The organism is Gordonibacter sp. RACS_AR49 (assembly GCF_030418435.1).
GTDB lineage: Bacteria > Actinomycetota > Coriobacteriia > Coriobacteriales > Eggerthellaceae > Gordonibacter > Gordonibacter urolithinfaciens.
The window spans coordinates 258,827-271,300 of record NZ_JAIUDM010000003.1; the positions used below are offsets into that span (position 1 = coordinate 258,827).

At 62.7% G+C, this 12,474-nt stretch carries 10 protein-coding genes; 7 read left to right on the plus strand and 3 right to left on the minus strand.

All coding sequences use genetic code 11. The features are described from left to right. Positions 1–3: 3 nt before the first annotated feature. Both LB310_RS08720 and LB310_RS08725 read right to left on the minus strand, forming a co-directional pair. Positions 4–2,163: an N-6 DNA methylase gene (locus LB310_RS08720; RefSeq protein ID WP_301154922.1), complete on the minus strand. Its 2,160-nt coding sequence runs from the start codon at positions 2,161–2,163 to the stop codon at positions 4–6. Continuing rightward, on the minus strand, positions 2,160–3,227 hold the full coding sequence (locus LB310_RS08725) for a DNA adenine methylase (protein ID WP_301154923.1): 1,068 nt from the start codon (positions 3,225–3,227) through the stop codon (positions 2,160–2,162). Before LB310_RS08725 ends, LB310_RS08720 begins: the two co-directional genes overlap by 4 nt. An 822-nt stretch (positions 3,228–4,049) precedes the next feature. Here LB310_RS08725 and LB310_RS08730 point away from each other — a divergent pair. The 7 genes from LB310_RS08730 to LB310_RS08760 all read left to right on the plus strand — a co-directional run bounded on the left by LB310_RS08730 (position 4,050) and on the right by LB310_RS08760 (position 11,130). Then, positions 4,050–5,093, plus strand: a complete 1,044-nt coding sequence (locus LB310_RS08730; RefSeq protein WP_301154924.1) for a hypothetical protein — start codon at positions 4,050–4,052, stop codon at positions 5,091–5,093. 114 nt (positions 5,094–5,207) lie between these two features. Continuing rightward, positions 5,208–5,627, plus strand: coding sequence for a peptide deformylase (locus LB310_RS08735; protein ID WP_301154925.1), 420 nt, complete (start codon positions 5,208–5,210; stop codon positions 5,625–5,627). Positions 5,628–5,645: 18 nt separating this feature from the next. Next, positions 5,646–6,056: a peptide deformylase gene (locus tag LB310_RS08740; RefSeq protein ID WP_301154926.1), complete on the plus strand. Its 411-nt coding sequence runs from the start codon at positions 5,646–5,648 to the stop codon at positions 6,054–6,056. A gap of 151 nt (positions 6,057–6,207) precedes the next feature. Continuing rightward, positions 6,208–8,367: a UvrD-helicase domain-containing protein gene (locus LB310_RS08745; protein WP_301154927.1), complete on the plus strand. Its 2,160-nt coding sequence runs from the start codon at positions 6,208–6,210 to the stop codon at positions 8,365–8,367. Further along, positions 8,364–8,894: an RNA 2',3'-cyclic phosphodiesterase gene (gene thpR / locus LB310_RS08750; RefSeq protein ID WP_301154928.1), complete on the plus strand. Its 531-nt coding sequence runs from the start codon at positions 8,364–8,366 to the stop codon at positions 8,892–8,894. Before LB310_RS08745 ends, thpR begins: the two co-directional genes overlap by 4 nt. Positions 8,895–9,166: 272 nt before the next feature. Further along, the gene (locus tag LB310_RS08755; RefSeq protein ID WP_087190323.1) at positions 9,167–10,591 is read left to right on the plus strand and encodes an amidophosphoribosyltransferase; all 1,425 of its coding nucleotides are present in this window, start codon (positions 9,167–9,169) and stop codon (positions 10,589–10,591) included. A 155-nt stretch (positions 10,592–10,746) separates the two neighbouring features. Further along, positions 10,747–11,130 (plus strand): hypothetical protein, encoded by a 384-nt coding sequence (locus tag LB310_RS08760; RefSeq protein ID WP_301154929.1) that lies wholly within the window; start codon positions 10,747–10,749, stop codon positions 11,128–11,130. 109 nt (positions 11,131–11,239) lie between these two features. Here the strand turns inward: LB310_RS08760 and LB310_RS08765 are convergent, their stop codons facing one another. Continuing rightward, positions 11,240–12,229, minus strand: coding sequence for a diaminopimelate dehydrogenase (locus LB310_RS08765; RefSeq protein WP_301154930.1), 990 nt, complete (start codon positions 12,227–12,229; stop codon positions 11,240–11,242). Positions 12,230–12,474 lie beyond the last annotated feature (245 nt).

Sequence of the window (12,474 nt, forward strand, 5' to 3'; positions counted from 1 at the left end):
CGGCTATCTCACCAAGTTGCGCATGTGCTCATTCGGCACATACGGCATAGCCCCCTGCTCGCATGTATCCTTTGCCTTGCTTCGCAATTTCTTATCGCCAGTAATGGCTGCTCGTACTAGCTCAATCGTCGGTCTAGCACCACCATACAACTGCGCATTTACCCGGTCAACCAAAGGAAAGTCGGAAATTATTGTCTCAAACTCGCCAATTCCCAATCCATACGCCTCAAAGACGAGCGCATCGAGCTTGGCTCGTTCGTCGGCATACGCCCACAACTGTTCTGTACTCCAGCCAGCGTCACTCTTCTCAAGAGCCACTATCCGCCGAACACCATCAATGACCTTTTGCGCTAATTTGTCGTTTAGGCCAATGCGCGGTAAAGGTAAATTTTCAAGTATAAAAAAGTTAATCGTTGTAGTTATATAGCGCCTAACAACCCAGTCGAATACAAATGAATTGGCTAAGCCTAACCACAACATTGCCGCATCTTCACTGGCAAAAAGAAGTGTCGGCACCTTATTGCCACACACGCATCCCTCAGGCACAAAAGCCGCCTGCATGGCTCTTTCGTTTGTCTGACCAGCAATATCACAAAAGCCGATTCGCTTATGTTGCACGCGCGTACGAAGCGTTTGGTCGAGATTGGATTCCTTTACAAAAAATTGCGGCTTAATTCTGCTGTTGCCAATCGGTACAACCTCCCATTTTGCGGACCGACCGGAACCAGATAGATACCCTTTGCAGCCACATCTAAACTGTGAAATCATCCGGCCTTCAATAAGCGGCAGCTCCCCTTGCATTCCATTCAAACCACTCGCTCTCTCGAAAAGATATCTATCGAGTGTCATATCGAGCTCACGCATGGGTCGAATGGCGCCAAATAGGGAATGCTCAACCATACGGTCACTATGGCTCCATATAACTTTAAGAACGGAAACATCATTCTCGGTCTTCACTTCAGGAGCCCCGAGCTCACCAGAGCTATCACAAAAGAGCACGTCGTCAAGGATGAGGCTGGATGCAACCGCCACAGAACTAGTGTCCGCGGTGCAATAATTGAAACCTACACTATCCAGTTTTTTTACGCGTCGTTTGCCACGCAGCATCGCAAGCACGAATTTGAAACGCGCATCAATGGCAAAGAACTTCGCATGGTTCATAAAAACAGACAATTCGACTTCGCCAAAATCCGTAAGCAAACTCACTCGAACAGGAGCCAGACTCTTCGATCTAATGAGTCCCGCCGGCAGATAAAGAGCGACACTCCCGCCATCTAAACAAATATCAATACTCAGGCTCAGGAACGCTCGATATAAATCTAGACCCCCCTTGAGTCCATAGATTTGCGATAGCTGCATGGACCTGGCTTTGTTCTCGGCCCGATGTTTCTCGTACCCCTCAAGAGGTCGTCCGATTTCCTCGCCATAATTAACAGTCACGCCTCGTTCACGAGCGTATTCGTTGCGAGAAGGCCGTACCCTTTCCCAAGGAGGATTGCCCACAACGCAAGCAAATCCATCTAGTCCAAAATGTTGGGGCATGCTACTTCCGAGTTCAAGACTGTCGGCGCACAAGAAATGCGACTTGAGAACTTGCAACTCCGTCTCATTGTTAAGATACGACGCGAGCGCAAGAAGAGAGCCACGAATAGCAGTTGCGGACAAGTCAACGCCATACAAACTATTTGCAACAAAATCCGCTTCATGGCCTTTTACACGGCGAACATACTCGGCGCAGGCGGCGAGCACAATCGATGTACCGCATGAAGGGTCGATAATCGCCCCTTCGTCGTAGCCGTTCATTATCATACTCGCAAGATACTCTGCAAGCCTAAAATCGGTGTAGACGGAACCGTCTCGTTTAGTGCCGAGCTCATCCAACTCGATCCGCGCCAAAGACGTTAAAGCAACTGCAACCGGAATCCCACTTTCATAAATTGAGGCAAGCAAGTCGTCGATTAATTGATCTTCGCTGATGTTAGCGCAATCATATCCAGTTACAGAAGAATAGACATCTATGCTGATTCCAGAGCATCGACATGACACGTTTTCTAGCAGCACCAGACGCGCGGAGACAGAATCCTCCGAACATGAAACATGCTTGTCAATGAGATAATATGCCCGAGCAAGCCGTTTGCGCTCAACGGTTTCAGGACGGGTCATAAGTTTTCGCCCTTCTCACTCTTGTCGATTTCAATCAGGTATTCTTCAACCGCAGAATTACCTTTTGCAGCAGTCCTATTGGGGCGGTATCTACCTATCTTTCCAAGTTCATGTAGAACCACTTTACCGAGTCGTGGCAGAGTCTCAAGTAATTCGCTTAAAGCTACGTGACCTTGTGAGCTATACGAAAGAAAGATATGCTGCGCTTCGAGCCTGTCTATACAATCGTAGACTGCCCCGAGCGCTTTGGCCTTGTAACAAAAAGGCGAGGCAATCTGCTTCCACGGTCTAAGCCCTGCCACACCTCCAACGATTGGCTCATCGTGATAAGCGATCGTCTCGGGAATGTGATAATAGGACGCGTACTGGCGCTTAGTATACGGAGGATCCAGGTAAACCGTATCTCGTTTATCCGTCGTTATATTGAAAACGTCACCGACGCACATTCGGTGCTCAATAGAATTCGGAAATAGAGTGCGGGGCTGAAGGGTAAGCGGCCCTTGCGCTTGAGGCATCCATTTCTTCAAGAAACATCCGTAGGTTCCAGCAATGTTTGCAACATCGTTTGCAGCCTCGATTAAATCAGCAGTGAGGAGCACCTGTTCTTTATAGCCAATAAAGCCGCTTTCGTGCCATTCGGAAATTTTGTTGCGGACGCCATCAATTTTTCGAGCGTTGTCCTCACTGAAATAGCGCCGCTCGTACTCACAAAACTGCGAAGAAGCAGGACTGTACGTTCTCCAGATGAAGCCGTCAACAAGAGGAGTCGTATTGAGCATTTCGACCGTATTTTGATATGATCCAAAGAAAGAAAAGTCAAGTGCTTCTTCGCTAAGAAGAGACGCTTCGGCAAGATAAGTAGCCGAAAGCAGCGTATCGTTCCCCGAAACACTCCAACCTCTTAAAGCGGCGGTACGAGAAACGACACCCGTACCGCAAAAGGCATCCACAAAATGAGACGACCCATTTGTTGGCTCGCCAATAATATTCATAATTGCTTCTACCAAACGAGCTTTTGAGCCAATATATCGAACAGTCATCCTTCTCCAATCAAGTTCTCCCATTCTACTATCAACCTAAAACATAGCAAAGCGCTATTCTGGAAGGAGCAGCGTGGCTAAACTCGGCCCCATATGTAAGAGATTAAGGGCATCGACAGATACACACATGTTTTCCGGCATGCTCGCATCATCGCTAGCCCATCGGCACCAATCCGCCTAGCAAAACCTACTTGTAATACCGCCGCACCCAACCTCGCCGAGGATGTAGGCGCTGAAGCGATTTCCTGAGAAATAAATAGATAATGCTGCGATGATCTGTACTTCCACAGAGTTCTTGACGCCCAAGTCGACGCACTTCGCCCATTCAATGACGCGGGGGCCGGCTCCAGCTCATTTTTTCACCTCGGGCGGGAAACTACCCCGATGGAACACGATAGCCAGATCCGACCCGGTCAAAAGCTCCGTGCCCTCAAGCAGCCGTCCGGCGCGCGCAGCTCGCGGAAGAGGGGCTTGCCGAACTCCTTCGCGAGTCAATCGAGAAAAGCGAGGGACTCGCGGACGTGCTCCTTTACGAGGACGCGTTGAAAGCCCGCCATGTTGATTGGATCCTCGACCAGTACCGGGCCTTTGCCGAGCACGACCTGCGGCCTACCAGCGATCGAACCACCTACCGGTGCATCGTGGAGCTCATAGAGCGCATGCAGCGGCTGCCAGGCGGGAGGCCCGTCGTGCAGGAGATGATGGAGGACTTCAAGAAACGCTACCCGTGCCGGCGCGCGCTCATGGAGGCGTTCGCAAAGCTTACTCAAGACAGCGGGGTAAGAAGGACTGTGGCACAATGGACGCGAAACGATTCCGCTGCACCGCGCGAAAGGAGAGCGCCATATGGACGAGAACGCGCCCGCCACAGAGCCCCGACCCGAGGGCCAGGACGCCGACGCCGCGCCCGCGCAGGATGCAAACGCGCCGAAGCGCACCGCGGCCGAGTACGCGGAGACCTTCAACAAGGCCGTCGACGCCGCCGAGCAGGTGCTGCGCTTCGCTCCCCTTCCCGCCGGGGCCAAGCGCGTGGCGACCCGCGCCATGCCCACGGTGAAGAAGGTGGCGAAGGTGGCCCCCATGGTGGCGCCGGCCGCCGAGCCCTACGTGCGCAAGGCCGCCGCCAAGGCCAAGGAGGTAGCGCCCGAGGTTGCCCAGGCTGCGAAGACGGGGGCGAAGACCGTCGCCGCAGGGGCCCAGACCGGCGCGCGGGCGGCGACGTCGAGCGCGAAGACGGTCGCCGGGCACGTGCGCGAGACGGCCCCCAAGCTGGGGCGTGCGGTGTCCGACGGGGCCAAGGCCGCCGCCACCCGCGTCCACGACGATGCCCCAAACTCGGCCGCGCCGCCGCCGACAAGGCGTCGCGCCTGGCCGGCAAGTTCAAGCGCAAGAACAAGGAGGGCTGAAGCTGTGGAAGGCAGCGGCGACAACGCGCAGATAGAGCCCCTCACGAAGCGCTTGCAGGGCCGCGACAACGCAGACGCCTACGCGGCGCTCAAAGAGCTCCTTGCGCTAAGCGAGGCCACCGACGCCGTCTCCGCACACTTCGACACGTTCGCCCGCCTGCTGCATGCGAAGAGCACCTTCGCCCGCACGCGCGGCTTCCTGCTGATCGTCGCGAACGCACGATGGGACGCCGAGGAGCGAACGGCCAGCATCTTCGACGACCTCGCGCGCCTGTTCAACGACCCCAAGCCCACCACGGCGCGCCAGTGCGTCCAAGCTGCGCCCGCCCTCGCCCAGGCACAGCCCACGCTCGTGCCGCGCATCGCCGAGGCGCTCGAGGGAGTCGATCCCGGCCGCTATCCCAACAGCACGGCCCCGCTCGTCGCCGCCGACGTCGCCGCGGCCCTCGAGGCCGTGCGCGCGCTCGGCTCGACCGCCACCTGATGCGCGAACCTTAAGCCTCTTCATGGTAGAATTCATCCGAACCGAAGCCGGCCCGGCGCAATAAGCGCCGCAAGCCGGCAAAATGCAGAACCAACCGGACGGAGCAACCGCATCATGATCAAAGAACTCGTGACCGACGAAGCCATCCTCTCGCAGCCGTGCGAGACCGCCACCGCCGAGGACGCCGCCGTGGCGCAGGACCTGCTCGACACCCTCGCCTCGCTCGACGAGGCGGCGTGCCTGGCGGCCAACCAGATAGGCGTGGCGAAGGCCGTCATCGTCTACCACGACGAGAACGAGCAGCCGCACGTCATGTACAACCCGGTTCTCAAGCAAGCTCTCGGCGCGTACAAGACCGTCGAGGGCTGCCTCACCCTGGAGGCCGAGTCCAAGGTCACCCGCTACGAGCGCGTCAAGGTGGTCTACGACGAGCTGGTGGACGGCGCCCTGGTCAGCCGCAAGCGCGACTTCACCGGCTGGACCGCCGAGCTCATCCAGCACATGATCGACCACTGCAAGGGCAAGCTGGTCTAAAGGAATCGCAAGCGCCTCATGATCAAGCCCATCATGACGAACCGGATGTTCCTCTCGCTGCCCTCGTCGCCCGCCACGGTGGCCGACGCCCAGACGGCACAGGACCTGCTCGACACGCTCGCGGCGCATGCCCACGAGTGCGTCGGCATGGCGGCCAACATGATCGGCACGGCCAAGCGCATCATCGTCTTCGACGACGGGGGCACACAGCGCGTCATGTTCAACCCGGAAATCGTCAGCCGCTCTGGCGCGTACGAGGCCGAGGAGGGCTGCCTGTCGCTTCCTGGCAGCCGCCGCGCGACGCGCCACCGCACCATCAAGGTGCGTTTCGAGGACCGAGGCTTCCAACCGCACGAGCAAACGTTCACCGGCTTCACCGCGCAGATCATCCAGCACGAGATCGACCACTGCAACGGCATTTTGATCTGACCGACGCTCCCATAGGCGACAGAGACGGCTCCGCTAACTCGAGCCTCCCCCTCTCCACGAATCGCTGACAGCCTGCATTCGTGCGGCCGAATCCGGTAGAATGTTTCGGCGAACTTTTCAACCTGACCGATGCGCGCCGCAAGGAGAACCCGTGCCGACCGAACCCGCCCCCACACCCGACAACAGCGCCGACCCCGTTTTCGACCAGGAGCAACGGCACCTCGCCGGCACCTACGCGAAGCTCCAGCAGATCGGGCGCGCCCTCGTGCGCAAGATGGAGCGCGCGCAGCGCGAGGCGGCGGCCGACAAGAAGGCGATGGCGGAGGAGCTCGCGCCCAACTTCGCCACCTACGCCGACGCGATGGAGACCTACGCCGACTTCGCGGCCATGAACCGCGTGATCGACGGGTACAACCTCGCGCAGGACGCCGACGCCGCCGAGCTCGCCAAGGTGGAGCTGCTCCTGAAGCAGCCCTACTTCGCCAAGGTCGCCCTCCAGTTCAAGCCCGGCCAGGAGCCCAAGGAGCTCTACATCGGCACGGCCGGCATCTCGGACGAGAACTACCGCCGCCTCGTGGTGGACTGGCGCTCGCCCGTGGCCGAGACCTACTACAACCAGGACAACGGCCGCACCTCCTACGTGGCCGACGGCCGCACCATCACGGCCGATCTCAAGCTACGCCGCCAGTTCGACATCGAGGAAGACCGCCTGAACGCCTACTTCGACACCACCGTCGCCATCCAGGACTCGCTCCTCCTGGAGTCGCTCTCGAAGCAGCGCACCGCGCAGATGAAGGCCATCACGGCCACCATCCAGAAGGAGCAGAACACCGTCGTGCGCCACGAGGACGTGCCGGTGCTGCTGGTGAGCGGCATCGCGGGCAGCGGGAAGACGTCGGTGCTGCTGCAACGCATCGCCTACCTGTTCTACCAGCAGCGCGGCAGCCTGGAACCGAGCGAGGTCTTCCTCGTCTCGCCGAACCCGGTGTTCAGCCACTACATCGCGAGCGTCCTCCCCGACCTGGGCGAGCGCAACCCGGAAAGCCTCACCTGGGACGAGTTCGCGCGCCGCCTGCTGCCGCCCGACCGCGGCAGCGGCCGCGTGGACGTGCCGCTCTCCGCGCTCGCGCGCATCGATAGGGCCGTCGAATCGTTCGAGTTCGACGCGAACGACTTCAAGGACATCCGCGTGGATGAGAAGCGCCTCATCGCCGCCGACCAGATCCGCAAGCTGGCCGACAAGCTCGGCCGCATCCCCGCCGGCCCGCACCGCATCACGCTCATGCGCGAGGAGCTGCACGCGCGCCTGGAGAGCCGCCTCAAGCAGATGGCTGGCACCGACGAGGCGCTCGACGAGCTGGAGGCCCTCGAGGCCGACGAGCAGCTGCGCATCTTCGGCGAGCTCATCGCGCCCACCGACGAGCAGGAGGAGCGCGCGCTCGCCCTGCGCTACCTGACCGACCACTACGCCGACGCCTTCGCCGCCGTGGAGAACGACGACTGGCTGCGCATCGACCGCATCGGCATGCGCCTCCTCGGAACCGACGGCCTCGCGCCGCTCGAGTGGCTCTACCTGAAGATGGCGCTCACGGGGCTGGGCAACCCCGACGCGAAGTACGTGATGGTGGACGAGGTGCAGGACTACACCGCCGCCCAGCTGGCCGTGCTCGCGCGCTACTTCCGCCGCGCGAACTTCCTGCTCTTGGGCGACCCGAACCAGGCCATCGCACCCGACACGGCTGCGTTCGACGACGTGCGCGAGGTGTTCCAGGCCGCACGCGGCGCGGTGGAGGAATGCCGCCTCATGACGAGCTACCGCTCGACGCCCGAGATCACCGCCCTGTTCGCGAGCCTGCTGCCACCCGAGGAGCAGCTCCAGGTCTCCTCCATCCAGCGCGCCGACGAGCCGCCGGCCCTCCGCGCCTTCGACGACGACGCCGCCTACGCGGACGCCCTGCGCGCCGCCGTGGCCGGGGCGCGGGCGGGCGAGGGGCTCGCCGCCGTCATCGTGCCGTGGAAGCACGAGGCCAAGCGCCTCCAGCAGCTGCTCGGCGAGGACGCGCCGCCGCTTTTGGACGAGCACGACGAGCTCCCCGCGAGCGGCGTCGTGCTCATCACGCTCAAGCTGGCGAAGGGCCTCGAGTTCGACCACGTCGTCGTGCCGGACGCCTCGGCGCGCGTCTTCCCCGGCGACGACCTCTCGCGCCGCCGCCTCTACACCACCATCTCGCGCGCCACCCGCCGCGTCGACGTGCTGGCGAGGGGCCCGCTCACGCCGCTGCTCGACGGCTTCGGAAAGGAAACCTCATGAGGACGTTCGTCGCGCTCGATTTGCCGCCGGACTTCGCCGACGACGTGGCGGGGCTCGCCCGCCAGCTGAGCGCCGCCGTGGAGGGCCGCTTCCTGCCGCGCTCGACCTACCACCTCACGCTCGCCTTCCTCGGCGAGGTCGACGAGGCGCAGGCGGCCCGCGCGGCCGACGCCCTCGACGCCGCGTGCGCGAATACGGCCCCCGTCGTGCTGGCGAGCGACGGCCTGGGCAAGTTCGGTCGCGCGAGCGACGCGACGCTCTGGCTGGGCGTGGTGCCCACCCGCGAGCTCGAGGACCTCTCCGAGCACCTGCGCGACGAGCTGGCCTCCCGCGGCGTGCCCTTCGACGCGAAGCCGTTCAAGCCGCACATCACCCTCGCCCGCCGCGCTCGCATCCCCAAGGCGAGCCTGCCGCCGCTCGCCTTCCCCCGCGACGACCGGGCCGCCACTGTCACCCTCTGCAAGAGCACCCTCGAACGCACCGGCGCCGTGTACAAGCCCCTCCACACGACGCGCCTCGGCGGCTAGCGGGCAGCCCACGCCGCGGCCGACCTGCCGCGCCCACTCGACCAGCCCCTTGCATCGCGCGCCCCCTTCGACACGCGCCTGCAACCCGAGCACCGCAAGCGGGCGCCGCCCCGCAAGCAAGCCGGGCGGCCAAACAGAAGCCGACCGCTCTCGGGGCTTCTCGTGCAGAAACCGCGAATCGCCTGCCCGCCTCGCCCCAGACGCGCGCCGGGAGCCTTATACTGGTACCTTTGTTGGCACTGCAGGCTACGGGCAAGACGAAAGGCAAACCAATGGGCGGATTCTTCGGGGCTGCATCGCATCACGATGTGGTGCTGGACGTATTTTTCGGGGTGGACTACCACTCGCATCTGGGGACACGGCGCGCAGGCATGATCTTCCACGACGAGGAAGTGGGCTTCCAGCGCGAGATCCACTCGATCGAGAACACGCCCTTCCGCACCCGCTTCGAGGACGATCTTCCCGGATTCAAGGGCATGAGCGGCATCGGCTGCATCAGCGACACCGACCCACAGCCGCTGCTCGTGCGCTCGCACCTGGGCACGTTCGGCATCACCACCGTAGGCGCCATCAACAATGCCGAGCAGCTGGTGGAGCGCTACTTCTCCAGCGGCAGCCGACAGTTCATGGCCATGAGCTCGGGAGCCGTGAACACCACAGAGCTGGTGGCCGCGCTCATAAACCAGAAGGACAATTTCGTGGAGGGCATCAAGCACGCCCAGAAAGAGATAGAGGGCTCGCTCACCCTGCTCATCATGACGAGCGACGGGACGATCATCGCCGCACGCGACAGCATGGGGCGCCTGCCGGTGCTCATCGGAAAGGACGGCGAGGGCTTCTGCATCTCGTTCGAATCGTTCGCCTACCACAAGCTGGGCTATCACGACGAGTACGAGCTGGGGCCGGGCGAGATCGTGCGCGTGGACGCGGACGGCTACGAGACCATCTCCCCCGCTGGCACGCAGATGAAGATCTGCGCCTTCCTGTGGGTCTACTACGGCTACCCCAACTCCAACTACGAGGGCGTGAACGTAGAGGTCATGCGCTACCGCAACGGCGCGATCATGGCGCGCGACGAGGCAGCGGCGGGCGGCGTGCCCGACGTAGACTACGTGGCCGGCGTGCCCGACTCGGGCGTGCCGCATGCCATCGGCTACTCCACCGAGAGCAAGGCCCCCTTCGGCCGCCCGTTCATCAAGTACACCCCCACCTGGCCGCGCTCGTTTATGCCCGCTAATCAGGACGTGCGCAACCGCGTGGCGAAGATGAAGCTCATCCCCGTGCCCGAGCTCATCAACGGCAAGCGGCTCCTGTTCGTGGACGACTCCATCGTGCGCGGCACGCAGCTGCAGGGCACAGTGAACTACCTGCACGAATGCGGCGCCACCGAGGTGCACATGCGCTCGGCCTGCCCGCCCATCATGTTCGGCTGCAAGTACCTGAGCTTCTCGCGCAGCCGCTCCGAGATGGAGCTCATCGCGCGCCGCGTGGTGCAGGAGCTTGAAGGCGACGAAGGGCAGAAGCACCTCGACGAGTATGCCGACAGCTCCACCGAGCGCGGCCAGTGCATGCTGAAGTCCATCTGCGAGAAGATGGGCTTCGACTCGCTGGGCTACCAGTCGCTCGACGGCATGCTGGAGGCCATCGGCATCGACCGCGAGAAGGTATGCACGTACTGCTGGTCGGGCAGGGAATAGGTTTTCGGCCACGGCGGCGCGCAGAAACCTGCGCGCCGCTTTTTTATGCGCGGAAACGAGAGGATTTACATCAACCGTCCCGGTAGTAGGACAAGCAAGCAGGCGGCGGCGCGTATGATGGGGCCACCATCCAACGCACGACCCCAGGAGGCACCATGGTCGCCAACGCCGCCCTTGCCACGAATTACCCCCTTGCCGAAGCGCCCTCGCCCTCGCACGGCACCGCCGCCCGCGGGGCGCATGCGCGTACCGTGCGGGACGCCCCCACCATCCGCGTGATCGCCTGCCCCGGTGGCGCAGGCCGCCTGCCGCGGCATGCACGCGCGTTGCCGGCGGCGGCGCTTCCCGCCGCAAACCGCGAGACGGGAGCTCGGCCGAAAGGCACCTGCCGCCCGGACATCCCGTCCCCCGCCCACGCGTCGCGCACGGCCCTTTGCCTGCAAGGCACCGCGTTCGGGCTGACCGCCCGCGAGCGCACGTTCGCCGCCGGGGCCGGCATCCTGTTCGCGGCCGCGGCGCTGGCAACGATCCTGCTCTGAGACGAGGACGGGCGGACCGCTTGCGCAGCCCGCCCGTCGAAGGTTTTTCTCGCAGCTCTACAGCCGCGCAGCTCGTTTGCCAGCCTCTCGCCGTTCTGCTGCGCGAAACCTACAGCATGCTCGCGCGCAGCTCCTCGGCGCTCAAGGGCGACAGATACGCGGGCGGGACGTCGAACAGCGTCTTGCAGCCCGTTTGCCCCTCGGCGGAAAGGCGGTGCACCGCACGGGCACAGGCCGCCAGCACGCTGCCGGTGAACTCGGGGTTCGAATCCAGCTTCAGCGAGTACTCCACCACGTGGCCGTGCTCGCCGTCCTGGCCGGTCACGCCCGAGCGGATCACGGAACCGCCGTGCGGGATGCCGGCGTGGTCGCGGTCGAGCTCCTCCTGCGACACGAACGTCACCGTGGTGTCGTAGTCGGCGAAGTAGTTTGGCATCTCCACGATGGCGCGCTCGATGGCGGCCGTGTCGGCGCCCTCTTCCGCCACGACGAAGCACTCGCGCGTATGCTTCTGGCGGGTGGTGAGCTCGGGATTCTCGCCGGCGCGCACGGCCTCGAGCGCCGCGGGCACGGGAACGGTGTACTGGCGCGCGTCGGCCACGCCCTCGATGCGGCGGATGGCGTCGCTGTGGCCCTGGGACACGCCGCGGCCCCAGAACGTGTAGTCGTGACCCTCGGGCAGGATGCTCGTGGCGTACAGGCGCGCGAGCGAGAACATGCCCGGATCCCATCCGCCGGAGATCAGGGCCACCTTGCCGCCCGCCTTCGCCTCCACGTCCACGTCGGCGAAATGGGCGGGGATGTTCGCATGCGTGTCGAACGAGTCCACCACGTTGAACAGGCTCGCGCATGCGGGCGTCTGCTCGGGCAGGTCGCGCGCGCTGCCGCCGCACAGCACGAGCACGTCCACGTCGCCCGTGTGCGCTGCCAGGTCGTCGGCCGCGTACACGGGCACGCCGGCGGTCAGCGGCTGCACGCTCGCCGGATCGCGCCGCGTGAACAGCGCCGTAAGCTCCAGGTCCTCGTTCTGCCGGCAGGCCAGCTCCACGCCACGCCCCAGGTTGCCGTATCCGTAAATGCCGATGCGCGTCTTCGCCATAGTTCCGCTCCTTGCCAAAGTGTCCGTACGTGTTGCAACGATCATCCACGAACAGCGCCCGTTCCGTCAATGCGCGCAGGTCAACTCCAAGAAAGCCCCATCGCATCGAAACACGTTGGAAACCTTGGCGGCCGAGAGGGTCGGCCTCCGCGCGAGAAATCTGCGGAGCTGTCCCATAGGAAGGACAGCCGCTCCGAGCCGCGCGCGTATGATGGCGATACAGGCGAAAACCGAGACCTAGGAGG